Origin of the sequence: Corynebacterium sp., from assembly GCF_030826625.1 — a bacterium.
Lineage (GTDB): Bacteria > Actinomycetota > Actinomycetes > Mycobacteriales > Mycobacteriaceae > Corynebacterium.
In genome coordinates this window covers 12,662-38,114 of sequence record NZ_JAPJNQ010000011.1, presented here as the reverse complement: position 1 = coordinate 38,114, position 25,453 = coordinate 12,662, and the positions used below count along the sequence as shown (strand labels likewise).

Below are 25,453 nucleotides of genomic sequence, written 5' to 3'. Positions count from 1 at the left end.
ACGGTGCGTGCGCCGCGGGGGTTGAGGTGCTCGTTGAATCGTTTGATGGTTCCGCCTTTGCCGGCGGCATCGCGGCCTTCGAAAAGAATGATGTGGCGTTGGCCGGTTTCTTTTGTCCAGTTTTGGAATTTCAGCAGCTCAATTTGCAGCGCGCGTTTGGTGCGTTCGTATTCTTCGCGCGTCATGCGCTCGTCATACGGATAGTTTTCCCGCCACGTGTCGACGGGTTCGCCGCTGGGGGTGATCAGTGCGGGATCGTCTTCGTCGGAGTCATCGACGATGTAGCCGTCGGTTTCTGCAAGGTCGATGGTGGGGAGTTCATCTTCAAAATCGGCTGCCATGGTGCCAGTCTAGCCCGCTGTGTGTTTTCTGTCGCAAGTGTTGGGATAAATACTAAGTGTTTACACATTGTTCACTGCAAACTTTTCCGGCATGCAACATGCAAAAAGCTCCCCCTCCGGATAGGAGAGAGAGCTTAACCCTGGTGGCTATCTAGCCTTCGGGGTATTGGCGATTACTTAGCCAGCTTCGCCAGGCCCTCGAAGCCTTCAACGATGCTCTTGAAAGCGCCGAAGATGTCCTTGAAGTTAACGGACATCGCAACGAAGTTGGAGGAAGTCTCTACAAGAGTGTTCATGTTTATCTCCTTGGAAGAAATATGAAGTGAAAGGAGTGATGGTTAATCACTCACAAGAATTACCGGCAGCTTGGCCGTGAGATGATTACTTAGCAGCTGGAGCGTTCGAGGAGCTGGAGCTCAGTGGCTCAAAGGCACCCTTGATAGCTCCATAGATACCGGTAGCTTCTTTGCCTTCAGCCTGTGGGGTGTAGAAGAATTCCAAGCCCTTGCTGATGTTCTCGAAAGCCTTGAAGAAGGTAACTGCGTTGTTCAGCTGTTCCTGGATCATTTCAACGTTCATGAATTTCTCCTCATGAGGATTCCCCCGGCGATCCCAGGGTAGATGTTCAATTTCCTGACGCCTCAGGGCGTCCTGGGTCTTATTGTGACACAGTTCGAAGAAAAGTCAAGCACCTACGACAATTTCGCTAAATATAAAAAATATGGCATACCCACTACTTTCGCTTTCCACCCAACCTTAACCAGTATTTAACGGTTAGCCCGAATCCATAGGGAATGCTTACCGAAATAAACCTGCAGGTCACAGGGTGGCTGCAGCTGATTTTCAGCGAATCGCAATCCATACCTCACGCAACAACTCCCATCGGAAGATTCCGACCACCACTTATTCGCCACCAAACCCCACCCTTTGCGTCTTACCCTCTTATGGGTGAATGGGTTTGACCTAGAAAGCAACAATTATCGTTTATATACGGCCGCTTATCCACGGCTCCGTATATCTTTGATGCTCAGCTACTCGCCCGTAGGTCCTTTGCTCACGGCCCTAAATCCCCCCCCTTAAGTCACCCGTTACGCACGCAAAAAGCGCCGCTCCCCAGATTACTCGGGAAACGGCGCTTACAGTTAGCAACTCACTGCGTCATGCGACACAGCCTGCGAGCTATACAGCGGCAGCTGTTTACATCATGCCGCCCATGCCACCCATTGGGTCGGCACCAGCAGCAGCGTCGGCACCAGCTGGTTCTGGCTTATCCGCAACCACAGCCTCGGTGGTCAGGAACAGCGCTGCGATGGAAGCAGCGTTCTGCAAAGCCGAACGGGTGACCTTGACTGGGTCGTTAATGCCAGCAGCCATCAGATCGACGTATTCACCGGTGGCAGCGTTCAGGCCTTCGCCTGGGTTCAGGCGGGAAACCTTATCGGCAACTACGCCTGGTTCCAGGCCGGAGTTGTAGGCGATCTGCTTCAACGGTGCGGACAGTGCTTCGCGGACGATCTTCACACCGATGGCTTCGTCACCTGTCAGCTCCAGCGCATCCAGGGCGGAAGCAGCCTGCAGCAGGGCCACGCCACCGCCGGCGACGATGCCCTCGTCGACAGCAGCCTTGGCGTTACGCACGGCGTCTTCGATGCGGTGCTTGCGTTCCTTGAGCTCGACCTCGGTAGCAGCACCGACCTTCAGCACGGCAACGCCGCCGGACAGCTTCGCCAGGCGCTCCTGCAGCTTCTCGCGGTCGTAATCGGAATCGGAGTTTTCGATCTCTGCGCGGATCTGCTTGATGCGGCCGTCGATCTGTGCCTGCTCGCCAGCGCCCTGCACGATGGTGGTCTCGTCCTTGGTGACGACAACCTTGCGCGCGGTACCCAGCTGGGAGATGTCGGCGGTCTCCAGGGACAGGCCAACCTCTTCGGAGATAACCTGGCCGCCGGTCAAGATAGCCATGTCCTGCAGGGTTGCCTTGCGACGGTCACCGAAGCCCGGAGCCTTCACGGCAACGGACTTGAAGGTGCCGCGGATCTTGTTCACGACGAGGGTGGACAGGGCTTCGCCCTCGACATCCTCGGCGATGATCAGCAGTGGCTTGTTGGACTGCATGACCTTTTCCAGCAGACCAACCAATTCTTTAATGTTGGAGACTTTGCCGGAAACCAGCAGGATGTATGGGTCTTCCAGCACAGCCTCGCCACGCTCAACGTCGGTGGCGAAATATGCGGAGATGTAGCCCTTGTCGAAGCGCATACCTTCGGTGACCTCGAGGTCTACGCCAAAGGTGTTGGATTCTTCGACGGTAATAACGGAATCCTTGTTCACCTGGCCATTGCCGACGGTGTACATGGCTTCGGCGATCTTTTCGCCAATCGCAGGATCAGCCGCCGAAATACCCGCGGTGGTCGCGATCTGCTCCTGGGTTTCTACTTCCTTGGCAGATGCCAGCAGACGCTCCACCACAGCCTTGGTAGCGGTTTCGATACCACGCTTGATCCCCATTGGGTTGGAACCGGCAGCGACGTTGCGCAGGCCTTCTTTCACCAGCGACTGCGCCAGCACGGTAGCGGTCGTCGTGCCGTCACCGGCGACGTCGTCAGTCTTTTTCGCTACCTCTTTGACCAGCTCTGCGCCGATCTTTTCATAAGGCTCATCCAGCTCAATTTCACGAGCGATCGAGACACCATCGTTGGTGATCGTCGGCGCGCCCCACGACTTTTCGAGGACGACGTTGCGTCCCTTTGGTCCCAGGGTGACCTTGACGGCGTCGGCCAGCGTGTTCAGGCCGCGCTCTAGGCCACGGCGTGCTTCTTCATCGAAAGCAATCTGCTTTGCCATGTGTTTTGTGCTCCTTTTATTGGTGAAGGACAACACTCACGGGAACGATCACGCCAGGCGCCCGCGACGGCACGAATGGTGTGAGTGTGCACCATCCTCACCTGCGTGATAGGTCTATTAGTAGTGGTTTAGCACTCCACTACCGGAAGTGCTAGCAACCATTCTGGCACTCACCCTGCCCGAGTGCAAGATTTTTCCGACGGCGTCTCGCGCAGCTTTCCTGCTAGGTTAGCGAGCATGAACATTGACAGCAGCAACCTCAGCTTTGCCGAAAATCTCAGCTCCGCCGATAACGAAAAGGCTGTGGCCGAGCACATTCGCGGCCAGCGTGCAGAGATTTTCTCGCAACTCGCAGAACTCATCGCTTTCAATTCCGTCTATCTGCCAGACAACCCGCAGCTCAAAGAAGAGCACGCCAATGCCGGAAACTGGGTCGACGCAGCACTCGCCGAAGCTGGACTGCAGGTCGATGCCATCCAAACTTCCGACGGTTCCACCACCTATCTCGCATCCACCCCACAGATCGAGGGCGCACCGACGGTATTGCTGTATTCGCATTACGACGTCGTCCTAGCCGGCGATCCTGCCGAATGGACCGCAGACCCGTTCACCCTGACCGAGCGCGACGGCCGCTGGTATGCCCGCGGCGCCGCCGATTGCAAGGGGTCACTGGCGATGCACTTGGCTGGCCTGCGCGCCGTCGATGCCACCGTCGGCCTGGACAACCTGGGAATCAACCTACGCGTGCTCGTCGAAGGTTCGGAGGAGCAAGGCGGCGACGGCCTGGACAAACTGATCAAGCAGCGCCCAGAGCTGTTCCAGGCGGATGTCATGCTCATCGCTGATGGTGGCAACGTCGCATCCGGCACTCCCACCATCACCACTGCCCTGCGTGGCGGTGCACAGCTCAAGGTCTCCGTTGACACACTGCGTGCCCCGGTGCATTCCGGCATGTTTGGTGGCGTGGCCCCGGATGCCACCTTGGCTTTGATGCGCGCTTTGCAGTCGCTTTACGATGAGTCTGGCCACACCGTCATCACCGGTTTTGAGCCCACCGACGAGCCGCAGTGGCACTGGGATGGCGCCAGCTACGACCCGCAGACTTTCCGCTCCGATGCCGGCGTTCTCGAGGGCGTCGGACTGCATGGCAAGGACACGGATGTGGAAGTTGCCTCGCAGTTGTGGTCGCGCCCGGCAGCAACGATTACCGCCTTTAGCTCCCGGCCGACTGCCGACGTCGTCAATGCCGTCACCCACCACGCAGAAGCCGTGGTGAATCTGCGCGTGCCGTTCCACCTGAACACGCAGGACGTGGTTGACGCTGCCGCGCAACAAATCCGCGATGCCGTGCCTTTCAATGCACACATCGAGGTCACGGCAGAAGATGTCTTCAGCCCGTTTTCTACCAGCACGGAATCCCCTGCCTTCGAGATCTTCGAATCCGCTATGGCCACCGCTTTCGGCCGCGAGGTACAGAACACCGGCAATGGCGCGTCCATCCCACTGACCACCGCTTTGGCCGAGACGAACCCGGATGCCGATATCGCCGTCTACGGGTTGTGCGAGCCGCAAACCACGATCCACTCGCCGGATGAATCGGTCGACCCCGAAGAAATCATCCGCTTGGCCACCACCGAAGCGCTGTTCATCATCCGTATGGCTGCGCAATCCACTGGCGCCAACAGCGAAGGGTAACTGCCGTGTCCAGCTACCATGATCCTTCCAATCCGAACCACGAACACCTCGCGCACGCGCTGCGCCATCACATCAACGCGCAACGCCAGCGCACTTTCGGCGACTTGGCACAGCTATGCACCATTCCCTCGTTGGCGCTGAATGACGAGCACAGCAAAGACATCCAGCGCAGCGCATCGATGATCCGCGATCTGATGGTTGAGCGTGGCCTCGAAACTGAAATCATCGACACCAGCGACGGCTCGCCGGCGATCGTCGGCAAGCGAGCTGCGAAAAATAACGCCCCGACAGTGCTGTTGTATTGCCACCATGACATCGTCGATATCTCCACCCCGGAGGAATGGGAGTCTGACCCGTTCATCCTCACCGAGCGCGATGGACGTTGGTACGCGCGTGGTTCGGCCGATTGTAAAGGTAATTTCCTCATGCACTTGGCCGCGATCCGCGCCGTCGATGCTGTCGGCGGTTGCGATGCGGGCATCATCCTGGTCTGCGAAGGTTCCGAGGAGCGCGGCGGACAGGGCCTGCAGGATCTTGTCGACGAACGCCCGGAGCTTTTCGACGCCGACCTGATCTGCATCGCCGATACCGCATCCGGTCAGGCTGGCTTGCCGACGCTCACCACCAGCCTGCGCGGCGGCGGGCAGCTAACCGTTACCGTCGACACGCTGGAAGCCCCCGTTCACTCCGGTCAATTCGGTGGCGCGGCCCCGGACGCTGTGGCTGCTTTGGTACGCGTGTTGGCCACCTTGCATGATGACGACGGCCAGGTGGCGGTGCAGGGGCTTGGCCAGGACCAGCAGTGGGACGGTAGCCCCTACCCAGTGGAAGAAGACGAAGCCCGCGATGCGGCTGGTCTGCTCGAAGGCGTCGACATGCTCGGCGCAAACGATGATGAGATGGCTGATCTGGTTTGGGCGCGACCAGCGGTTACGATCACCGGTTTTAGCTCGACTCCGGTAGAAGAAGCGATCAACGCCGTTCCGGCTACCGCGTCGGCGCAGCTCAATCTGCGAGTACCGCCTGGGGTTGATACCCGGCAGGCGGCAGAAAAAGTTGCCACACATCTACGGGAAAACATCAGTTGGGGTGCGCACATCGATGTCGAGATCACCTCGGCGAACCCGTCGTTTTCGGCAGATACCTCCGGGAAGATATTCGGGTTGCTCAGCGAATGCATCGCCGAAGCCTACGGCCAGGAGACCGAAATGATTGGCACAGGCGGTTCGATTCCATTGACGGTGAAACTTGCAGAAAAATTCCCCGACGCGGAATTTGGGTTGTACGGGGTGGCGGAATCAGCTTCGGCGATTCATTCGAGCAACGAATCTGTCGATCCAGAAGAAATTGAACGCTTGGCTCTGGCAGAAGCACTTCTGTTGACGCGTCTGCATATCCGCTAAACTCGTAAAATGTTCCCTTGCCCGCGTGCAAAATAGGAGGCGGAATTCGTTGTGCTCATCCTGCTTGGTTCCCTAGCCTGCGCCGCGATCCTGGCGCCGCTTCTGATCCACTGGTTGGGCCGTCCAGCCTTCGCCTTGCTCGCGGCAGTGCCCGCAGCAGGATTTTTTTGGTTGCTGCAGCACTTCGTTAACGATACCTTTTCCGGTGATGGCACGCTGCAGTATTCGCTGGCCTGGGTGCCGGAAATCCATCTGAATATCAACCTGCGCATCGATGCCTTATCCGCATTGTTTGGGCTGATCATCACCGGGGTGGGTGCACTGGTGATGCTGTATTGCTGGGGGTATTTCACTTCCACAACGCGACGCCTGGCCATGTTCGCAGGCCAAATGATGGCCTTCGCTGCCGTAATGATGGGCCTGGTCAGCTCAGATAACTTCCTGTTGCTGTACATCTTCTGGGAAGCAACCTCCGTGCTGTCTTTCCTGCTGGTTTCCTATTACGGCGAACGCGCCTCCTCGCGTCGTGCAGCAGGCCAAGCTTTGATGGTCACCGTGCTCGGCGGCCTGACGATGCTGGTGGGCATCGTGTTGCTGGGGCAAACCACCGGCACGTGGCGGTTCTCAGAACTCAGCCAGTTTGCCGCAAACACGGACCTGACAGACGTGCCGTATATCGGGGTGTCTATCGTGCTGGTCATCATCGGCGCACTGTCGAAATCTGCGATCGCGCCGTTTCATTTCTGGCTGCCTGGTGCCATGGCCGCACCAACCCCGGTTTCGGCTTACCTGCACTCTGCGGCGATGGTCAAAGCAGGAATCTATTTGGTTGCGCGCCTTGCACCTGATTTTGCCCAGGTTTCTACCTGGCACGCGCTGATCATTCCGCTGGCCTTGTTCACCATGCTGCTCGGCGGTTGGATGGCGCTAAAGCAGCGCGACCTGAAGCTGATTCTGGCCTACGGTACCGTCTCCCAGCTCGGTTTTATCACCTCAGTGGTGGCCATCGGTTCGCGCGAAGCCATGCTGGCAGGTCTGGCACTGACCGTCGCGCACTCGCTGTTCAAAGCGACGTTGTTCATGGTCGTCGGCGCGATCGACCATTCCACCGGAACCCGCGATATTTTCAATCTCTCCGGTTTGGGCCGCAAGCAACCGCTGTTAGCAGTCATCGCTATTCTGGCAGCGGCCTCGATGGCTGGTGTGATCCCGTTGCTAGGATTCGTCGCCAAGGAAGCGGCTCTGGAGGCTGTGCTGCATGAAGACCTTCTGGTGGGCACCCCACGGCAATTGATGCTGGTGCTCATCGTCGTCGGCTCCGTGTTCACGGTCGCTTATTCCATCCGGGTGATTTATGGTGCGTTTGCAAGCAAGAAACCCACCCACCCCACTGGCGGCGGCATATGCCAGGAAGTCACCCAGATGAAACCAATCACGGTGCTGCTCTGGGGCCCACCGGCAGTACTGGTGGGGTTGACCATCTTCTTCGGTCTGCGTCCGATCATCATCTCCAATGCCATTAACCAACACTTAGATTCCGAGTATGCGCACCTAACTGGCGCGGGTCACAGCGAAGCAGCCGCGCACGCGACAGATCTGGCGCTGTGGCATGGTTGGACGCTGCCGCTTGCAATTTCGGCGGGCATTCTCGTTACCGGATTCATTCTGCACTGGCAGCGCCAGGCACTCGCGAAAGCTCATTTCGATTACCCGGCGTTGGGCAATGCAAACGACGCCTACTACGCCATTCTGAACCGACTGCGTAGGATTTCGCTGCGTTTGACTGCCTCAACCCAGCGCGGTTCCCTGCAGTACAACCTGGGTGTCATTTTCGTCATGCTCACCGTGTTGCCTCTGGTCGCGCTGCTGCTGGGTGACAGGACGAATATCCGGTTGAACCTGGGCGAATCACCATGGCAAGCCGGGGCCGCGGTAGCGATCATTGCTGCCGCGATCGCCGCAACCGTCATGCACAACCGGCTCTCAGCGGTGATCTTGGTCGGTGTCACCGGTTACTTCTTGGCGTTTATTTTTGCCATGTATGGCGCCCCTGATCTGGCTTTGACCCAGGTGCTGGTGGAAACCGTGCTGATGGTCATTTTCATGTTGGTGCTGCGAAAAATGCCGACCAATGTGGAATGGCGTGGCAGCCCGCAGTTCAACCGTTTCCGCGCCTGGCTGTCCATCGCAGTGGCATTTTCCGTGGTCACCGTCGCATTGTTCGCCATGAACGCGCGCACGGCACCACTGATTTCCGAGCCGATGCCGGCACTGGCAGAACAAATCTCGCACGGTTTGAACACCGTGAATGTGATCCTGGTGGATTTCCGCGCCTGGGACACGATGGGCGAAACCATCGTGCTGATCATCGCCTCGCTCGGTGTGGCCTCGCTGGTCTTCCGCACCAACTCGTTTGTCCGGCATTCCCGTCGGCCGATCCTCACTGCGGTGTCGCGCCGCTGGCTGGCCGCCCAAGTAGAAACAGAACGTGCAGCAAACCGCTCGATCATGGTCGATGTGGCCACGCGCGTGCTTTTCCCGTCGATGATGGCACTATCGGTGTATTTCTTCTTCGCCGGCCACAACGCCCCAGGCGGTGGCTTCGCTGGCGGCTTGGTCGCTGCCCTGGCTCTTTCCTTGCGGTATGTCGCTGGTGGTCGCGCCGAATTGGAAGAGACCTTGCCCGTCGATCCCGCACGGTTGTTCTTCTTCGGCCTGCTGCTTTCTACCGGTTCGGCCCTGGTACCAATGGCCTTCGGCGATCCGCCGCTGACGTCGTACTACGCGTCGGTGGACATCCCTGTCATCGGTGCGGTCTCCTTGCCGTCCGCATTAATTTTCGACGCTGCGGTGTACCTGATCGTGATTGGCATGACGATGTACGTGCTCACCTCCCTGGGTACGCAACTGGATCTGGAAGAAGAAGAGCGCAAGCAGCGCGCACGTGATCGCGCGAAGAACCTCAAGCGCAAAAACGAGCAGCGTAAAAACGAACAGAAGGCTGCCCAACGCAAATCACAAGCAGCCACCACCGCTGGAAAAACCCAAGCAGCCACCACCGCTGGAAAAACCCAAGCAGTCACCACCGCTGGAGAATCCGGAGAAAGGAGCCGTAGCTAATGGAAGCGAACCTGTTCCTGCTACTCGCCTCCGGGGTGATGCTCGCCGCCGGGGTCTATCTGATGCTCGACCGCGCGGTCACGAAAATCGTGCTTGGTTTGCTGCTGGTCGGCAACGCCGCGAATCTGCTGATTCTGCAAGCTGGCGGCCCCGCCGGATCACCACCGATTACCGGCAGCGAATCCGCGCTCTACCCGGACCGGGAAGCTGATCCTCTGGCCCAAGCCATGATCCTGACTGCGATCGTGATCGCCATGGCGCTTACGGCATTCTTGCTTTCCTTGGCTTACCGCCAGTACCGCTACCGTTCTGCCGACGTCGTCGAAGACGACCACGAGGACGCAGCGATTGCCGCCCGGCCGATCAACGCTGCCGCCGGCCCAGACCACGACGCCTCCGACGACCCGAAGACTGGGCGCGCCACCGAAGAAGGCGACCGCTTCGGCCCAGAGTCGTTTGAAAAGCCCGTCGAAGACGCCAAAGGAACGGAAGGCGCCGATGACTAGACTTGAACCCCTCACCGAGGCAGTACTCCCATACATGCCTTTTTTGATCCCGCTGCCGGTGATCCTTCCCGCGCTTGCAGCGGCCGGGTGTCTGTTGTTCCCACGCATGCTCAACGTACGCCGTGCCTTCGTGTTCTTCACTCTGTTGGCACTCGCGGTGCTCTCTGCAACCATGCTCATCGTCGTCGACGGCGAAGGCATCCAAACCCTGCAGATCGGCGGTTGGGACGCCCCACTGGGCATCACTCTGGTCGCTGACCGCTTGTCGACGATGATGCTGTTCGTCAGCTCCATCATTTTGTTTGCGGTGATGTGGTTCGCCATCGCGCAGGGCATCCGCGATGACACGAAGGATGAGCCCGTCGCGGTTTTTCTGCCGTCGTACATGCTGCTGACGATGGGCGTGAACCTGTCATTCCTGGCAGGTGACTTGTTCAACCTCTACGTCGGCTTCGAAATCTTCCTGGTGGCCTCGTATGTCTTGATGACGCTGGGCGCTTCCCCATCGCGCGTTCGTGCCGGTGTGGGTTATGTGATGGTTTCGATGGCCAGCTCCATGGTGTTCCTGTTAGGCATTGCCGTAACCTATGCAGCCGTCGGTACGGTGAACCTGGCCCAGATTGGCCAGCGCATGGAAGATATTCCGGGTGGCACGCAAGCCGCTATTTTCGGCGTGTTGTTGGTCGCCTTCGGTATTAAAGCCGCGGTTTTCCCGCTGGATTCCTGGCTTCCCGACGCCTACCCCACCGCCCCATCGCTGGTCACCGCCGTGTTCGCGGGCCTGTTGACCAAGGTTGGTGTCTACGCCATCATCCGCATGCGCACCACCGTGTTCACCGACGGCAGCTTGGATTCGCTGCTGATGATCGTCGCCCTAGCCACGATGCTCATCGGTATCTTGGGCGCGATGGCGCAAAACGATATCAAACGTTTGCTGTCGTTCACGCTGGTCTCACACATCGGTTTCATGATCTTCGGTATCGGCCTAGGCAGCTCGCAAGGCCTATCCGGTGCAATCTTCTACATGGTGCACCACATTTTGGTGCAAACCGCGTTGTTCCTGGTCGTCGGCTTGATCGAACGCCACGCGGGCACATCGTCGCTGCGCCGGTTGGGATCGCTGATGTATACCGCACCGATTATCGCCGTGCTGTACCTCATCCCGGCACTCAACCTGGGCGGCATCCCGCCGTTTTCCGGCTTCATGGGCAAAGTCATGCTCTTCCATGCTGGTGCCGAAGCCAATACTTGGATGTCCTGGGTACTGATCGGCGGTGCCGTGGTGACCTCCCTGCTGACGCTCTACGTGATGATCATGGTCTGGTCCAAGGGCTTCCTCCGCGACCGAAAAGACGCCCCGGAAGGCAACATGGCCATCGCCCGCCCCGCCCCTTTGGCGGATATCACCCAGGAAGTGGAGTTCTCCGAGCGCGAATCCGTCGGACGCACACCATTCGGCATGATCGCTGCGACCGCGATGCTGGTACTCGCATCCACCGCGATCAGTGTCGTGGCTGGCCCTATCGCCAGCATCACCGACCGTGCTGCCAATTCCACCCAGGACGTCAACATTTACCGCACCGCGGTGCTCGGCACCGATCCGAGCGAGCCGACGCGCAACCTGGAACTCGAGCGGCTCGACGACGGCGAGGATCGTCGGGAAGAGTCTGAAGAACGCACAGAGTCTGCTGCTGAGTCTGCTACTGAGTCCCGTACATCCGTCAAAGGAGGCGATTCCTAATGGGAACCAGGACACAGGACTCGCAGGAAAACCGGGCCCGCGATGAATCGCAAAAGAGCCCAGCCCGCGAAGCTCACTTAAGAAAGCGTGTACCTAAGGGCCTGCGTAACCGCTTCCGCCCATGGTTTATCACCTGGCTGGTAATCATGTGGATCATCCTGGTCGGCGAGATTAGCTGGGGCAATATCGTCGCTGGGTTAATCGTCGGCACGCTCGTGGTCTACCTCCTACCACTGCCCGCGATGCCCGTTGCTGGCCTGCACGTCTCCTGGCACAAACTGGCATGGTTTTTGGTGGTATTCGTTGTCGAACTGCTCAGAGCCTCACTGCACGTGGCATATCTGGCGCTACGCCCGAAAGAGCTGCCGAAAACCGCAATTGTCACCGCCCCGATGCGGGTGTCCAGCGAATTCATTTTGGTCATAGCAGTCACGTTGTACAACCTGCAGCCTGGCGGCGCAGTCACGGATATTGATATTGCCAACCGCACGCTGACGATTCACCTGCTCGACGCGGATAACGACGAGCGCATCGAGCAAGAACTCGAGCGCGTCAAAATCCTCGAAGCCCGCATGATCGAGATCTTCGAAAGGACCTAGCCCATGGATCGAGAGCTGTATACCACGCTAATGATCTTCCCCGCATTACTGATCAGCGCGGCCTTGGCAATCACGGTGTGGCGCATTATCGTCGGGCCGAATTCGCTGGACCGGCTCATTGGTCTGGATGGCATGGTCGCGATGATGCAATGCGCAGGCGCCACCTATATTGCGTGGACGAAAAATTCCACCGTGGTCTACGCCATGATGGTCATCGCGATGCTGGCGTTTATTTCCACCGTTGCCGTCACGCGTTTCCGGAAAAGGGATGTGAGTTAATCATGAATTGGGCTTTGCTTGCCGACGTCGTCTCCCTGGTGTTAGTCACCGTGGGCGCAATTTTCGTCTTTTCTGCCGCCATCGGGGTGGCCCGTTTTGGCGATACGATGTCGCGCGTGCACGCGGTGACCAAACCGCAGACCGCCGGGCTGATCATGTGCATCATCGGCGCCGGAATCCACCTGGTGGTCGTGGATTACGACAACGGCTGGCAGTCCGATATCGGGGTGCTGTTTTTGCTGGTGATTTTCGCGCTGCTGACCAGCCCGGTTACCGCGCAGCGCCTGGGCCGCATCGGGCGTCGTGAAGGTTTGTACGCGCCGGATTCTGCGATGTCGCGCAACGACCGCCCAGCTAAGCGCACGCTGCGCAAAAAAGACCCGCGCAAGGGATAGGCGCAAGGGCTAGCTTGTCGACGCCGGCTAGCCAGCTAGTCGGTTTCTGAAATCTCCGCAGCTCCCAGCGGGCGCCACGTGTTCATCTCGTTGGCTGTAGCCTCCACGACCTTCTTCCAGTCTCCCCCAGCTTGCGCGAAGCGCTGCCGCTGGCGTTGGTACCCGGCACCCTTGTCGACGATTTCTGCCACCAGCTGCAGTTCGTCAGCGCAGCCGAGTTCTTCTGCGATCGGGGCTAGCTCGTCGACAAGATCAGCGAGTTCATCTTTCACCCAACGCTCGTGGGTATCACGCGAGGTAATCACCAGCGCATCTAACCCGTAGCGGGCGGCGCGCCATTTGTTTTCCGCGATATGCCACGGCTGCAGGCTAGGCAGCTGGTTATTTGTGTCGCCGTCGGCAAGCTGCTCATCCAACATGCGGTCGTAATAGACCACCAGGCAGTGCGTCAGCGCGGTGATCGCGGACAACTCACGCAGGTTCGACGAGGCATCAGAAACCCGCACCTCAATCGTGCCCCACTTGGATGCCGGGCGAATATCCAGGTGCATCGAGCCGGTGTGGCTGATCACCCCGGAAGCCGCCTGGTCGTGCATGTAGGCCTGCCATTCCTCCCAGGTGTTGATCGCTGGTGGCAGGCCGGCGGTCGGCAATTGTTGGTAGAGCATGGTGCGATTCGACGCATAGCCGGTATCGATGCCGTCCCACCCTGGCGAGGACGCCGAAAGCGCAAGAAGGTGTGCGAACTTTGTCATCATGGCGTTGATGATCGGCCAGACGCGATCTTCGTGCCGGATGCCGACGTGCACGTGGGTGCCCCAGATCAGCATTTGGCTTCCCCAGTATTGGGTGCGCTCGATGATCTCGGCGTAAGTCATTTTCGCGCTGACAGGGTTGGTACGGAAATCCGAAAATGGGTGGCCACCAGAAGACCACAGCAACAAGCCGTGCTCTGCTGCGGCCTGACGAACCACCGCGAGATCGCGGTCGAGCTCAGCCACAGCTTGCGGGATGGTATCGCAGATACCGGTGACAAGTTCGATGGTGTTTTGCAGGAATTCTTTTTCCAGGTGGATATCCGGCTGGATGCGCCGAGCGGTGTCGATGACGGCCTCCGCCTGGTGCGCAAGATCCCAGGTTTCGGGATCGATCAGCGCGACTTCCCATTCGACACCGACGGTGGGTTTGTCCGAGCGTTTGAACACCTCGGTGGAGGATTTCGGCGTCGACGCCATTAGAGTGCAACCTCTCCGACCAGCACCATGGTCAGACCATCATTGTCGGTGGCTTCGCGCGGCAAGTAATCGGTGTTTTCGCGGGCGATACCGCCGACGCGGTCGGCGAGCTCGCGGGCGCGTTGCTCAGCAGCGGCGTTACCGGCTGGGAAAAAGACGGTGTTTTCTGGCAAGACTTTATCCCCTCCCGGCAGGTTGCCGGATTCGCGGGTTTTGAGTCCTTCGCGCTCCAGCGATTGGGTCACGCGGTGTGCCAGGCCGGAAACGGTGGAGTTGTTCAATACCGTCACCTCAAAGTTTTGGCGGGCACCAGCACCAGCGCCAGCACGCGAGCCACTGCCAGCACCGGCTGCGCCAGCTGGGCGCTCGCCGCCCGGCGCGGGAGCACCTTCGGGGCGGGCTCCATCGTGTGCGGCACCAGCGGGATGCTCACCGGCTGGGTGATCGGCGTTAGCGTGTCCGTCGCCGTGCTGTCCGTCGCCATGCTGTCCGTCACGGTGTTGGCCGTCGGCGGGCGCACCGGCACCGTCGTTGCCGCCACCGTCGTTACCGCCACCGTTGTTGGCACCGCCAGCACCTGGCTCGCCCTGCCCGCTTGCGGCGTCCTGGGTGCTCTCTGCAGTGTTCGTCGCGGTGCTGTCATCGCTGCTGGTCAACGCGAAAATACCCCACAGGCCCAGCAGAATAGCAACGGAGATCAACACCATCGAGACCCCACGTAGTGGCAAGCGACCGTCAGCTCCTGCTGCGGCTGAACCGGCTCCGCCACCGGCACCTGCAGCACCTGCCGCTCCAGCGCCGGCTCCCGCAGCACCACCAGCGCCGGCTACACCTTGCGCGTCAGAATCGTTCATATTCGCCTCATCACCCTGGTTTACATTCGTCACATCAGTTACTCTAGCCACTCTAATATTCCGTGTCGCTAGAACTGGTCACGGCACGCCGATTGCGCACGCGACGCAAGCGCTTTATCAACAAGGGATATTCCTGCATGGCGGGCCCATAATCCAGCAAAATATTCAATCGCCGGTAATAGCCCACCGGGCTTATGCCCAACTCATTACGAATGGCTTCTTCTTTCGCCCCCGCCGCCCTGGGGGCCCGTGCGGTGAAGTCCAAAAGCTCCCTATCACGGTCTGTGAGCGATTGGTTTCCAGTCATAGTTAAACTGTAGGGCATGACTGTGCGCCCCATTGTTATCCACGGCGATCCCGTGCTACATAATCCCACGACCGTGGTCGATACCCCGGTGGATACCCCAGAACTTCAGCAACTCATTCAAGACATGTACGAAACCATGGACGCCGCCCGTGGCGTCGGTTTGGCCGCTAACCAGATCGGCATTGGCCTGCGTTTGTTCGTCTATGGTTGCCCGGATTTCGACGGCCCCAACGGCACCGAAAAACCGGACGGCAGCACTCGCCGTGGTTGCGTGATCAACCCGAAGCTGGAGACCTCAGAGATCCCGAAGACGATGCCTGCCGACGATGGCAGCGACGACGAAGGCTGCCTTTCCGTACCTGGCGAAGGTTTCCCGACTGGCCGCGCAGATTGGGCGCGGGTGACCGGCCTAGATGAAAACGGCGAGGAAATTTCCATCGAAGGATACGGGTTTTTCGCCCGCTGCCTGCAGCATGAGGTCGGCCACCTCGATGGCTACCTCTACACGGACGTGCTCACCGGCCGGTATAAGCGGGCCGCGAAAAAGACCATCAAGGCGAATGGTTGGACCGAGCCTGGTTTGACCTGGTTGCCGGGTGAAGACCGCGACCCGTTTGGCCACGACGAGCGCAACGACTAATGAATCACCCGTTCGCCCCACGCAGCACGAAGTCGCGCATTTTCCGCAGCGACGACGTCTCCCCCGGCGATCGCGTGGTGGTGCGCCGCGCGTTGGGTAACCCGAATTCCCCGGTGTATTCCGATGTCACTGGGCACGTGTTGAGCACCGAACCGTTAGTGGTGCGCCCGCAAGAAATCGGCGGCTACCCTTCTGAGAAGGAATCGGTGACCATTGCCGACGAAGAAATCTATGTGATCAAACGGCTCTCACCGCGCCGGATCCGCAACTCGGAAATTCGCGCGGTCGAAGAGGCCACCGCCGCGGCCTTTCCAGGCATTCACAACCAGGTTTCTTCTGATGGCCAGTGGCTGCTACGCGCTGGCGATGGCATCACGGAGCGCTCCAATTCCGCGGTGCCACTTGGTCGTTCTGCTGGTTTTGTGCCGGTACCAATCAGCGAAATCTTCGAGTTCTACCGCTCCCACGATTTGCCGCCACGGCTACTGATCCCTGAACGCATCGGTGCTCCTGCCGAAAGGCTACTGCGCAGTGCCCCAGAAGGGCAGTGGGATTTGGGACCGGAAATTCTGGTGATGACGCGTACGCTTGCCGACGTCGACACGCACCCCACGACCCGCCCCCGCAGCAGCGGCTCAACATGCGTAGGCTCGCACACCGCCACGGGCGCGAATCCCCCAGGTCCCGCCGATGAGCTGATCTTCCGCGTCGATGCCGAACCGGACCAAGATTGGTTCGATCTTTATACCTTCCGAGGCACCGCGCTGCCGCAGCACGCATTGCAACTGTTAGCAGGCCGCATCGAAGGCGAGATGGGTTTTGCCCGTTTGCTGGAGCCAGCTACGGGTGAGACCGTGGCGATTACCCGCGCGACCTTGACGGAATCCGACAATGGCCAGAAGTGGTTGGGTTATTCGGCAGTCCAGGTAGCTGAACATTGGCGTCGTCGTGGTTTAGCTACCCGACTCGGTTCGGACATGCTGGCCTGGGGTGCCGAACACGGTGCAGATTCTGCTTATTTGCAGGTGATTTCAACGAATACCCCGGCGATCGCTTTGTATCACAAGCTGGGGTTCATCGAGCATCACCGCCATCGCTGTGCGACGTGGCAGGGCTAGCATGCAATCCCAGCGTAAGATTGAGCACCATGCGGATCGCTAACTGGAATGTGAACTCTATTCGCACGCGCACCGAGCGTGTGCTGGATTTTTTGCAGCGCCACAAGATCGATGTGCTGGCGGTACAAGAAACGAAGTGCTCCGACGAAAAGTTTCCGTACCAAGTCTTTGCAGATGCCGGCTACCACGTCGCCCACTGTGGGTTTCACCAATGGAACGGGGTGGCGTTGATCTCGCGTCATGAGCTGCACAATATTCGACGCGAATTCCCTGGCCAGCCAGGTTTTCATAAAGATCCGCAACAGCCGCAGGATCTCGAGGCCCGCGCGATCGGCGCGACGGTTGGCGATACCGAAATCTGGTCGTTGTATGTGCCCAATGGCCGTGAAATCACCGACCGCCACTACGAATACAAGCTGTTTTGGCTCTATGCATTGCGCGATTATGTGCGCGAGCAGCTTGCCGACGACGCTGAGAAGAAGCTCCTGCTTACCGGCGATTTCAATATCGCCCCGCGCAACGAGGACGTGTGGGACCTCGCCGTGTTCGACGGCAAAACCCACGTGACCGAGCCTGAGCGTGCCGCTTTCCAGATGTTGGAAGAAGCCGGCACCAAAGAGATCACCCGCGCGCTGACTGATTCGCGCTATACCTACTGGGATTACACTTCGATGCGTTTCGCCAAAGGCGAAGGCATGCGCATCGATTTCCAGTTGGCATCGCCACAACTGGCGAAGCAGGCGCGTTCAGGTTTCGTTGATGTTGAAGAACGCAGCGGCAAAGGTGCCTCCGACCATGCCCCCGTGGTGGTGGATTTCCAGGCAAGTGATTTTGACGAGGTTCGCTAGCTCGTGGATCTCGCGCTGTCGATCGATGTGACGTGGTGGCAGGGTGCCTTATTCATCCTCGACTACACCATCAAGATTTTAGCCATCGGCTTCGTACCGGAAGGCCGTCGTCCGTCGTCGTCGACTGCGTGGTTGCTCGCCATTTTGCTGATCCCGTTTCTGGGCCTGCCGCTGTTTTTCCTGATGGGCTCGCCGTATATCAACCGGCGCCGGCACGAGGTCTATAAACGCGCCAATGAGCAGCTGAACGACGCCCAGAGCCACCTGCCGGATATGCCATCACATTTGTGCCAATCCCGCGAGGTTGCCTCTATCCTGGCGCTCAACCGCAGGCTCACGGGTTTTCCTGCGGTCACAGGTGATCAGCACGCGTTGCTCGCCGATTATGACAAGGCCATCAAACGCATGGCAGAGGTCATCGATAGTGCCACCGATTACGTCCACGTGCAGGTGTATATCCAATCCTGGGATGAGACCACCGACGTGTTTTACCAGGCGCTTGCCGACGCCGTTGCCCGCGGCGTTAAAGTGCGGTTGTTGTTTGACCAGATCGGCAGTCTGAAATATCCGGGCTATCGCAAATTGGGCAAACGCTTGGATACGATCGGCGTCGACTGGCATTTGATGATGCCGCTGCAACCGTGGAAATGGCGTTTCCGTCGGCCGGATCTGCGCAACCACCGCAAAATCGTCGTCGTTGATGGCCGCGTCGGTTTCATGGGCTCGCTCAACCTGATTGATCGCAGCTATCGCATCCGCAAGAATCGTCGTGCGGGCAGGCAGTGGATCGATTACATGGTGGAGATGTCTGGCCCGATCGTGACCTCAATGGAATCGGTGTTCGCGATCGATTGGTACTTGGAATCAGATGAAATTCTCGACCCCGAAAACAGCCCCACAAACCAGCTCGCAGTTCAGAAGAACGAGCACACACCGAACCAAGTTGACGCCCAAGATGGAATTCAAGGTGGCGTCCGGGGCGGTTATCGGGGCGGTTTTTCCCCGCTCGGCACAGTCTCAGCTACCAACGTCGTGCAGATGATCCCCTCTGGACCCGGATACAGTTCCGAGCCGAACCTGCGCATGTTCAACCAACTCGTCCACCACGCTAAAAGCCGGCTGATACTGTGCTCGCCGTACTTCATTCCTGACGAATCCCTGCTCGAGGCCGTCACCAGCGCCGCGTTCCGTGGCGTGCGCGTGGAATTATACGTTTCTGAACGCGCCGATCAATTCACCGTGCACCACGCGCAATCCTCGTATTACCAGACGTTGCTTGAAGCCGGGGTAGAAATCTACCAGTTCCCCGCCCCCTACGTGCTGCATTCCAAGTTCGCCGTGGCAGACCCAGAAGATAACCACTTCGACGGAGTGCATGCCATCGCCATGCTGGGCTCGTCGAATATGGACATGCGCTCGTTCGGTTTGAACTACGAATCCACGCTGTTCGTGGTCTCGGGTTCACTGATTGATGATCTCAATGATCTCGCTGCGACCTACCGCGGCGTCAGCAAGCAATTAACCCTACAAGAGTGGGAACAACGCGGGTTTGCCCGCCGCTACATCGACAACGTCATGCGCCTGACCTCAGCGCTGCAATAGAGCCGAAAGAAGGCTGCAATAAAGCCGCAACAAGGCGCAACAAGGCTGCAATAACGCTGCAATAACGCTGCAGCGCTAACCCAGTTCAGCAAGAGCAGCACGCACCGTCGGCAAGGAAGCTGCAAAAGGTGCCAACAAATCCAGCTGCTCCAACTGCCCCACCGGCACCCACCGCAGTTCATCCGATTCCGCATTAGCAACAGTTTCCAACTCGCTACCATCAGCGGTTTTCGCCAACACCGTCGTGTACGTCCACTCCCCCGCCAACTCAGGGCGGGCAGGATCGCCCGGCAACGGACCGGCAGTCACGATTTCCTGTAACACCGTCACCGCTTCACCGGCGATACCGCATTCTTCGAAGGTCTCCCGCACCGCAGCTTGGCTAGCAGACTCGTGCGCATCCCGGGCACCACCGGGAATCCCCCACGTTCCACCCTGCGAAGTCCACGGTGCCCGCAGCTGCATCAACACCGTTGCGTCGTCCGAAAGCAAAAACAGCCCAGCGGCACCAAACCGGCCCCACAACTTGCTGCCATGTGGGCCTGCCGCCCAACCGTCTCCGCTGCCCCGTTGGGTAGTTCCCCGGTGTGTATCTGACATGTTGCTCATTTTAGTAGCCCAGCACACATCACGTGCGTTAGTCTAGGGTAATGAACGGTCACAGGCCTACGACGAGCCTCGATCGCCCCTTTGATGCAGACGATGAGGTGTCGGCAAACTTCGCTCGCCCCTCCACGGGGCCATCGCTGCGCGTCGAATCCGTGCCCGCACACGCCCAAGACCACTGGTTAGACGAGGCAGAAACCACTGACGCGCCGGGCATGTCCTTTATCAAGCGGTTTTTCCGTTCCTCTTTTTCCGGTTCCACGCAGATCATCACCCGTGTTTTCGGATTCTTTGGTACCACGCCGGGCAAGATGGTGATCGGCATGATCGTGCTCACCGCCGCCTTACTCGCTGCGGGCTTATCCATGGCAAATTCGGTCGCCAACCGGCAGTCTGAGCTCAACCATTTGTTGACCTCCACGGAACCCATGTCTAACTCTGCCCACAACTTGTACATGTCGTTGTCACTGGCAGATACGATCGCCACCACCGGATTCGTCCAGGCCGGGGTAGAGCCTGCCGAGACCCGCGAGCAGTATTTACGCGCGATTGATTCCGCGGCCGCCGAAGCCACCGCGGCGGTGTTGGATTCTGACGATGATGATGAATATATCCAGCAATTGGCGGTGCAGATTCAGCGCGAGCTGCCGGTTTATGCCGGCTTGGTGGAAGCCGCACGCGCTAATAACCGCGCCGGAAACGCGGTGGGTGCAGCCTATATGTCGAATGCTTCTGCGATGATGCGCGATGACATTCTGCCTGCTGCGGCGTCGTTGTTCCGGCTATCAAGTGGGAATGTCTCAGAACAACAGGATCGTCTGACCCGCCCCCAGTGGGTGCCGCTTTCTGGATTGGTCGCAGCGCTGCTGTTTTTGGCTCTCGCCCAATATTGGCTGTGGCGGATTAGCCAGCGTCGCTTCAACCGTGGTTTCGTGACAGCCACGTTGATGATGGCTTTTGCTCTGTTGTGGGTTTCGGGCACCAATGTCTACACCTGGCATTTGGGCAGCCGCGGTTTCGCCGAGGCTTCCACGCCGTGGGATTCGCTGACCCAAGCTCGTATTGATGCCCAGCGCACCCGCACCGAAGAGATTTTGGCGCTGGTGCAGCGCCGCACAAACTACAATCCATCGTTGGAATTTTCCTCAACTAATTCCCGGATCTCCGCTGCCTTGGATGATTTCGAACAGTCCACGGCTCTCAATACTGTGACCGGGGCGTCCGCGCCCAACTACGAGTCCGAAGCCGCCGAGGCCTCCAGCATTGAGCAAGCCCGCGATGCGTTACAAGAATGGGACGAGGCGAAAGCCCACCTGCTGCGCGCATTGGATTCCGGTAATTACGAGAAGGCTTTGGCCTTGGCGACGGACGCCTCGATGGGCACTGGCGCTGAAGGTCTTGAGCAACCAGCGCAGCGACCAGCCGATGAGACGGCAACTTCTGGTACTAACCAGACGTTGAGTTCAGCAGCGGCGTTCGAGAAGCTCGATACCGCTCTGGCAAATTTGATTGCCACGGCGCGTGATTCCATGCGTTCGTATTTGAGTGAGAGCTTGGCTGCGTTGAACCTGGTGGCAGCTGCCGTTAGCCTTCTGTCGGTGCTGTCGGTGCTGTCGATCTGGCTAGGTATCCGCCCACGAATGGTGGAATATCTATGATCGCCCAAAAACTATCCACTCTCAGATTCGCAGGCATCGCCAGCCTCGCCGCCCTCACGCTGGGATTGAGTGCCTGCACCGCCCCACACCTTGGAACTAGCCGCGGCGGGCTCGAGCTGCCCCGCGATGAAAGTATGAGCATACCTTTGCCTGCTGGCTCCAGCATCGAAAAGCCTGGCACGCGTCCAGGGGTACAAAGCGAAGAGCAAGAACTGCTGGGTTCCCTGGAACCCGATTCGCGCACCGCCGCCGAGCGCATCCCCTCGATTGTGCAGCGTGGCTACCTGATCGTCGGTATTCAGCAATCACAAAACTTGCTGTCCTTCCGCGACCCCTCTACTGGCCAACTGTCTGGCTTCGAAGTTGACCTCGCACACGAAATCGCCGAAGACATTTTTGGCGACCGCAACGCCGTGGATTTCCGCTTCGTCGAATCGCAACACCGCGTGCACACCCTGCAAACCGGCAAGGTTGATTTTCTGCTCTCCACGCTCACGATCACCCCGGAGCGTCAACAAGACGTCGCTTTTTCCACACCTTACTTGTCGACGAGCACGCGTTTGCTGGTCAACCGCAACTCAGAAGTCACGCACCTCGGTGATTTAGCTTCCCGCACCGTGTGCGTGACCGACAACTCCACTGGCATTAACCTCGCCCGCTTGTATGCCCCCGACGCCAGCATTTTAAAGGTCGTGACCTGGGCAGATTGCCTTTACGCGATGCAGCATAATCAGGCCGATGCCATTCTAGTCGACGATGTCATTTTATCCGGTTTGGAAATCCAAGACCCCTACACCGAGATCGTCGGCCCGCCCGTTGACAACGATATTTACGGCGTCGGCATGCCCAAACCCGCTCGCAGCGCCGACGCGGAGACCATTGCCGAGGCCGAGGGGTTGGTGCGGCAAGTCAATTCCACCCTGGAACGCATCCGCAACGATGGCACCTGGTCACAGCTGTTCGATCACTGGTTTGATGGGCGCTTGTCGACGACTGGCCCACCACCAGCCCACTACCGCGCAGAAGATCCAAAAAGTTCCGGAGAAACGGCGACAAACCCAGACGGTGAACGATGACTGACGATACCCAGCACACAGGGCGCAACCGCGACGCTGCCGACGAGGGCAGTACGCCTGACCCTGCCGCCCAAGCAAGCGAGCCCACCGCAGCAACGCCACACACGCCAGAGCACATGCCAGAGCAAACGACAGAGCACGCACACACCGAGGCCAGCTTCGTGACCGCAGCTGAAGAAGCAGCGACCTCCGCGGTGCCGTTTGATCCTTTCGCCGACACCGAGATCAATCTCGACGAAGATAACATCGCCTCATTGCTGGAAGATTTGCAAAAGATTCGCGACGAAAAGGCCCAGCAAGCGCAACGAAAACAGCCGCTGGAAGATACCTCGACCAGGGCTCGTCGGCAAGCAATTTCCACCTTCCGTAAACGCCGCCGCGCCCAGCGCACGGCTCGCGCGGTGGCAGATCGCATGGTGCGGCTGCCGTTCGTGGTGCCGACGGACCCGCAGGAAGCGCTGATTGACCCGCAAGAAGCGATCGAGAAAAAACAAATCCCGGCGCCGCAATTGGCTCCGGGTGATATCGTCGCCCAGCAGTACGAGATCCTCGGGGTGATCGCGCACGGCGGCATGGGCTGGATTTATTTGGCCAACGACCACTTCGTTTCCAGGCGCATCGTGGTGCTCAAGGGCATGCAATCGCAAAAGTCCGCCGAGGAGACCGCGGCTGCCGAAGCAGAACGCGAGTTTCTGGCGGATATTACACACCCCGGCATCGTAAAGATTTTCAATTTCATTGACGACGAACGCGTGCCCGGCGGATTCATCGTCATGGAATACGTCGGTGGCCCCTCGCTGCGGCATCGACGCAATTCGCAACCGAACCACGTCGTCGCCATTGATATCGCGATCGCCTACATTTTAGAGATTCTGCCTGCACTGGAGTATCTGCACGCCCGCGGGGTAGTCTACAACGATCTGAAGCCGGACAACATCATCATCAGCGAGGATCAGGTGAAGATCATCGACCTGGGCGCTGTCTCTGGGATTGGGGCCTATGGCTATATCTATGGCACGAAGGGTTTCCAAGCCCCGGAGGTTGCCACGAAGGGCCCCTCGATCGCCAGCGATATCTACAGCATCGGGCGCACCCTGGCGGCACTGACGTTGAACCTGCCTTCCGAGGACGGCATCTATTTACCTGGGCTGCCGGGACCGTCGGAGGAGCCTACGATGCGTCGCTACCTGTCGTTTTATCGCCTGCTGCAGCGTGCCACGCACGAGGATCCCGAACAGCGGTTTTCTTCCATCGAAGAGCTGCGCACCCAGCTGTACGGGGTGTTGCGTGAGGTCATCGCCATTCGTGACGGCATCCAGCATCCGGCACAACACTCGCTGTTTTCCCCACAACGTACGACGTTTGGCACCAAACACGCGGTGTTTCGCACCGATCAGCTTATCGACGGCATCGAGCGTTCCGTGCACATCACCGCCGCCGAAGTGGTTTCCGCGCTGCCGGTGCCACTGATTGATCGCAGTGATTCGGGCGCATCGATGCTGTCGGGTTCGTCGTACACCGAGCCACAGGAAGCCTTGGAGACGTTGCGCCAGGCCATGCACACCAACGAGTATGTGGGGTCGAGGGAGATCCCGCTGGGCGTGGTGCGGGCGATGCTGGACTTGGGGCTGACCACCCAGGCCCGCGAGTGGCTGCACACGTTGGAAGATGACATGGCGCGTGACTGGCGTTTCCGCTGGTATTCCGGGGTCACTGCGACGTTGCTGGATGATTACCGCGATGCGCAGGATCATTTTTCTGCCGTGATGTTTTTATTACCCGGCGAGGCTGCTCCGAAGCTAGCGTTGGCCGCGGTCGACGAATTGTTGTTGGAGGAACAAGGCCATAATCACCTGAGTTTGATCCCGCCGGAGTTATCGCGGGCGACGACGGGGATTCCCACGTCGCTGTCTAATATCCCGAACGAGTTTTTCATGCAGCGCCCCGAGATCTGGGAGCACCGCACCGAAGACCCCTTGGCCCTGCGGTTTCACTCGCTACGCCTGTATTCGATCGTGTGGGAGACCAACCCGGCGACGGTGTCTTCGGCGTTTGGTTTAGCACGCCAGTTGATGGCCGAAAAACAGGTCGAGTTGGCGGTGCAGGTGTTGGATCGGGTGTCGCCGGCATCGCGGCATCACCGGATGGCGGTCTTGACGACGATTTTGCAGCTACTCACCACCCCTTTGAACGAGCCGTATATTCGTCGTGCGGCGCGGCGGTTGGAATCCATCCCGACGAATGAGCCGCGTTATCTGCAGATCAAGACGGCGGTGCTGACTTCTGCGCTGAATTTTTTGCGCTCCGCAGATTTGGAATATTCGGCCTCACCACACGAGTTGTTTGATCACACCTTCAGCCAGCATGGGCTGCGCCTGGGGTTGTACGACACTCTGCGCGCGCAGGCGCGGAGCGCGCCGTTCCCACGGCACCGCTACGCGTTGGTGGATCTGGCGAATATGATCCGACCGGTTAGTTTGTTTTAGGTTCGCCGTCGCTCGCCGGGTTCTCGGCTGCCGTGTTATCTGCGGCAGCATCCTCGGCAGCAGCGTTCTCGGCAGAATCACTGTTGGCTGATCCAGTGTT

General features: G+C 59.0%; 22 protein-coding genes and 1 pseudogene. 15 read left to right on the top strand and 8 right to left on the bottom strand.

Going from position 1 to position 25,453, the window contains the following annotated elements; translation table 11 throughout:
* The 4 genes and pseudogenes from RCH87_RS02715 to groL form a co-directional block, all read right to left on the bottom strand.
* Positions 1-341: pseudogene (locus RCH87_RS02715) on the bottom strand (polyphosphate kinase 2); the annotation flags it as partial.
* Between the two features lie 173 nt (positions 342-514).
* Positions 515-637, bottom strand: a complete 123-nt coding sequence (locus RCH87_RS02710) for a hypothetical protein (protein WP_260850049.1) — start codon at positions 635-637, stop codon at positions 515-517.
* A gap of 85 nt (positions 638-722) precedes the next feature.
* Positions 723-920 (bottom strand): hypothetical protein, encoded by a 198-nt coding sequence (locus tag RCH87_RS02705; protein ID WP_049168149.1) that lies wholly within the window; start codon positions 918-920, stop codon positions 723-725.
* A gap of 618 nt (positions 921-1,538) precedes the next feature.
* On the bottom strand, positions 1,539-3,185 hold the full coding sequence (gene groL, locus RCH87_RS02700; protein WP_306515216.1) for a chaperonin GroEL: 1,647 nt from the start codon (positions 3,183-3,185) through the stop codon (positions 1,539-1,541).
* A gap of 237 nt (positions 3,186-3,422) precedes the next feature.
* On the opposite strand from groL, the gene RCH87_RS02695 reads away from it, so the two are divergent.
* The 8 genes from RCH87_RS02695 to RCH87_RS02660 are packed head-to-tail and all read left to right on the top strand — an operon-like array spanning position 3,423 to position 12,923.
* Positions 3,423-4,880 carry a M20/M25/M40 family metallo-hydrolase gene (locus RCH87_RS02695; protein WP_306515215.1) on the top strand — a complete coding sequence of 486 codons (1,458 nt, stop codon included), beginning with the start codon at positions 3,423-3,425 and terminating at the stop codon, positions 4,878-4,880.
* A 5-nt stretch (positions 4,881-4,885) separates the two neighbouring features.
* Complete coding sequence (locus RCH87_RS02690) at positions 4,886-6,283, top strand: M20/M25/M40 family metallo-hydrolase (protein WP_306515214.1); 1,398 nt, start codon at positions 4,886-4,888, stop codon at positions 6,281-6,283.
* 51 nt (positions 6,284-6,334) lie between these two features.
* Positions 6,335-9,403, top strand: coding sequence for a Na+/H+ antiporter subunit A (locus RCH87_RS02685; RefSeq protein WP_306515213.1), 3,069 nt, complete (start codon positions 6,335-6,337; stop codon positions 9,401-9,403).
* Positions 9,403-9,909, top strand: coding sequence for a Na(+)/H(+) antiporter subunit C (locus RCH87_RS02680; RefSeq protein ID WP_306515212.1), 507 nt, complete (start codon positions 9,403-9,405; stop codon positions 9,907-9,909). The genes RCH87_RS02685 and RCH87_RS02680 overlap by 1 nt, the downstream gene beginning before the upstream one ends.
* Complete coding sequence (locus tag RCH87_RS02675) at positions 9,902-11,650, top strand: Na+/H+ antiporter subunit D (RefSeq protein ID WP_306515211.1); 1,749 nt, start codon at positions 9,902-9,904, stop codon at positions 11,648-11,650. The genes RCH87_RS02680 and RCH87_RS02675 overlap by 8 nt, the downstream gene beginning before the upstream one ends.
* Positions 11,650-12,249: a Na+/H+ antiporter subunit E gene (locus RCH87_RS02670; protein WP_306515210.1), complete on the top strand. Its 600-nt coding sequence runs from the start codon at positions 11,650-11,652 to the stop codon at positions 12,247-12,249. The genes RCH87_RS02675 and RCH87_RS02670 overlap by 1 nt, the downstream gene beginning before the upstream one ends.
* Positions 12,250-12,252: 3 nt before the next feature.
* Positions 12,253-12,528, top strand: coding sequence for a monovalent cation/H+ antiporter complex subunit F (locus tag RCH87_RS02665; RefSeq protein WP_306515209.1), 276 nt, complete (start codon positions 12,253-12,255; stop codon positions 12,526-12,528).
* A gap of 2 nt (positions 12,529-12,530) precedes the next feature.
* Positions 12,531-12,923, top strand: coding sequence for a monovalent cation/H(+) antiporter subunit G (locus RCH87_RS02660; protein ID WP_306515208.1), 393 nt, complete (start codon positions 12,531-12,533; stop codon positions 12,921-12,923).
* Between the two features lie 35 nt (positions 12,924-12,958).
* Here the strand turns inward: RCH87_RS02660 and RCH87_RS02655 are convergent, their stop codons facing one another.
* From RCH87_RS02655 to RCH87_RS02645, 3 genes are read right to left on the bottom strand one after another with little or no spacing between them, the layout of a single operon-like run.
* On the bottom strand, positions 12,959-14,158 hold the full coding sequence (locus RCH87_RS02655; protein WP_306515207.1) for a glutamate--cysteine ligase: 1,200 nt from the start codon (positions 14,156-14,158) through the stop codon (positions 12,959-12,961).
* Positions 14,158-15,045, bottom strand: coding sequence for a LytR C-terminal domain-containing protein (locus RCH87_RS02650; protein ID WP_306515206.1), 888 nt, complete (start codon positions 15,043-15,045; stop codon positions 14,158-14,160). Before RCH87_RS02650 ends, RCH87_RS02655 begins: the two co-directional genes overlap by 1 nt.
* Positions 15,046-15,064: 19 nt before the next feature.
* Positions 15,065-15,319 (bottom strand): DUF3263 domain-containing protein, encoded by a 255-nt coding sequence (locus RCH87_RS02645; protein ID WP_306515205.1) that lies wholly within the window; start codon positions 15,317-15,319, stop codon positions 15,065-15,067.
* A 16-nt stretch (positions 15,320-15,335) separates the two neighbouring features.
* On the opposite strand from RCH87_RS02645, the gene RCH87_RS02640 reads away from it, so the two are divergent.
* Genes RCH87_RS02640 through RCH87_RS02625 form a run of 4 tightly spaced genes read left to right on the top strand, consistent with a single transcriptional unit; the run spans position 15,336 to position 19,527 of the window.
* Positions 15,336-15,959 carry a peptide deformylase gene (locus tag RCH87_RS02640; protein WP_306515204.1) on the top strand — a complete coding sequence of 208 codons (624 nt, stop codon included), beginning with the start codon at positions 15,336-15,338 and terminating at the stop codon, positions 15,957-15,959.
* The gene (locus RCH87_RS02635; protein WP_306515203.1) at positions 15,959-17,077 is read left to right on the top strand and encodes a GNAT family N-acetyltransferase; all 1,119 of its coding nucleotides are present in this window, start codon (positions 15,959-15,961) and stop codon (positions 17,075-17,077) included. The genes RCH87_RS02640 and RCH87_RS02635 overlap by 1 nt, the downstream gene beginning before the upstream one ends.
* A 29-nt stretch (positions 17,078-17,106) precedes the next feature.
* The gene (locus RCH87_RS02630) at positions 17,107-17,925 is read left to right on the top strand and encodes an exodeoxyribonuclease III (protein WP_306515202.1); all 819 of its coding nucleotides are present in this window, start codon (positions 17,107-17,109) and stop codon (positions 17,923-17,925) included.
* A gap of 3 nt (positions 17,926-17,928) precedes the next feature.
* Positions 17,929-19,527 (top strand): phospholipase D-like domain-containing protein, encoded by a 1,599-nt coding sequence (locus RCH87_RS02625; RefSeq protein WP_306515201.1) that lies wholly within the window; start codon positions 17,929-17,931, stop codon positions 19,525-19,527.
* A gap of 75 nt (positions 19,528-19,602) precedes the next feature.
* Here RCH87_RS02625 and RCH87_RS02620 read toward each other — a convergent pair whose 3' ends face one another.
* Complete coding sequence (locus RCH87_RS02620; RefSeq protein WP_306515200.1) at positions 19,603-20,127, bottom strand: NUDIX domain-containing protein; 525 nt, start codon at positions 20,125-20,127, stop codon at positions 19,603-19,605.
* A gap of 50 nt (positions 20,128-20,177) precedes the next feature.
* Between RCH87_RS02620 and RCH87_RS02615 the strand changes: the two genes are divergently transcribed.
* Genes RCH87_RS02615 through RCH87_RS02605 form a run of 3 tightly spaced genes read left to right on the top strand, consistent with a single transcriptional unit; the run spans position 20,178 to position 25,353 of the window.
* Positions 20,178-21,791, top strand: coding sequence for a hypothetical protein (locus RCH87_RS02615; protein WP_306515199.1), 1,614 nt, complete (start codon positions 20,178-20,180; stop codon positions 21,789-21,791).
* Complete coding sequence (locus tag RCH87_RS02610; RefSeq protein WP_306515198.1) at positions 21,788-22,867, top strand: glutamate ABC transporter substrate-binding protein; 1,080 nt, start codon at positions 21,788-21,790, stop codon at positions 22,865-22,867. Before RCH87_RS02615 ends, RCH87_RS02610 begins: the two co-directional genes overlap by 4 nt.
* Complete coding sequence (locus tag RCH87_RS02605; protein WP_373690899.1) at positions 22,864-25,353, top strand: tetratricopeptide repeat protein; 2,490 nt, start codon at positions 22,864-22,866, stop codon at positions 25,351-25,353. The genes RCH87_RS02610 and RCH87_RS02605 overlap by 4 nt, the downstream gene beginning before the upstream one ends.
* The last annotated feature ends 100 nt before the right edge of the window (positions 25,354-25,453 follow it).

Coding starts and splice junctions, on each gene's coding strand:
- RCH87_RS02710 (WP_260850049.1), bottom strand. CDS start 637: ATGAACACTCTTGTAGAGACTTCCTCCAACTTCGTTGCGATGTCCGTT.
- RCH87_RS02705 (WP_049168149.1), bottom strand. CDS start 920: ATGAACGTTGAAATGATCCAGGAACAGCTGAACAACGCAGTTACCTTC.
- groL (WP_306515216.1), bottom strand. CDS start 3,185: ATGGCAAAGCAGATTGCTTTCGATGAAGAAGCACGCCGTGGCCTAGAG.
- RCH87_RS02695 (WP_306515215.1), top strand. CDS start 3,423: ATGAACATTGACAGCAGCAACCTCAGCTTTGCCGAAAATCTCAGCTCC.
- RCH87_RS02680 (WP_306515212.1), top strand. CDS start 9,403: ATGGAAGCGAACCTGTTCCTGCTACTCGCCTCCGGGGTGATGCTCGCC.
- RCH87_RS02675 (WP_306515211.1), top strand. CDS start 9,902: ATGACTAGACTTGAACCCCTCACCGAGGCAGTACTCCCATACATGCCT.
- RCH87_RS02670 (WP_306515210.1), top strand. CDS start 11,650: ATGGGAACCAGGACACAGGACTCGCAGGAAAACCGGGCCCGCGATGAA.
- RCH87_RS02665 (WP_306515209.1), top strand. CDS start 12,253: ATGGATCGAGAGCTGTATACCACGCTAATGATCTTCCCCGCATTACTG.
- RCH87_RS02660 (WP_306515208.1), top strand. CDS start 12,531: ATGAATTGGGCTTTGCTTGCCGACGTCGTCTCCCTGGTGTTAGTCACC.
- RCH87_RS02655 (WP_306515207.1), bottom strand. CDS start 14,158: ATGGCGTCGACGCCGAAATCCTCCACCGAGGTGTTCAAACGCTCGGAC.
- RCH87_RS02645 (WP_306515205.1), bottom strand. CDS start 15,319: ATGACTGGAAACCAATCGCTCACAGACCGTGATAGGGAGCTTTTGGAC.
- RCH87_RS02640 (WP_306515204.1), top strand. CDS start 15,336: ATGACTGTGCGCCCCATTGTTATCCACGGCGATCCCGTGCTACATAAT.
- RCH87_RS02635 (WP_306515203.1), top strand. CDS start 15,959: ATGAATCACCCGTTCGCCCCACGCAGCACGAAGTCGCGCATTTTCCGC.
- RCH87_RS02630 (WP_306515202.1), top strand. CDS start 17,107: ATGCGGATCGCTAACTGGAATGTGAACTCTATTCGCACGCGCACCGAG.
- RCH87_RS02620 (WP_306515200.1), bottom strand. CDS start 20,127: ATGTCAGATACACACCGGGGAACTACCCAACGGGGCAGCGGAGACGGT.
- RCH87_RS02615 (WP_306515199.1), top strand. CDS start 20,178: ATGAACGGTCACAGGCCTACGACGAGCCTCGATCGCCCCTTTGATGCA.
- RCH87_RS02610 (WP_306515198.1), top strand. CDS start 21,788: ATGATCGCCCAAAAACTATCCACTCTCAGATTCGCAGGCATCGCCAGC.
- RCH87_RS02605 (WP_373690899.1), top strand. CDS start 22,864: ATGACTGACGATACCCAGCACACAGGGCGCAACCGCGACGCTGCCGAC.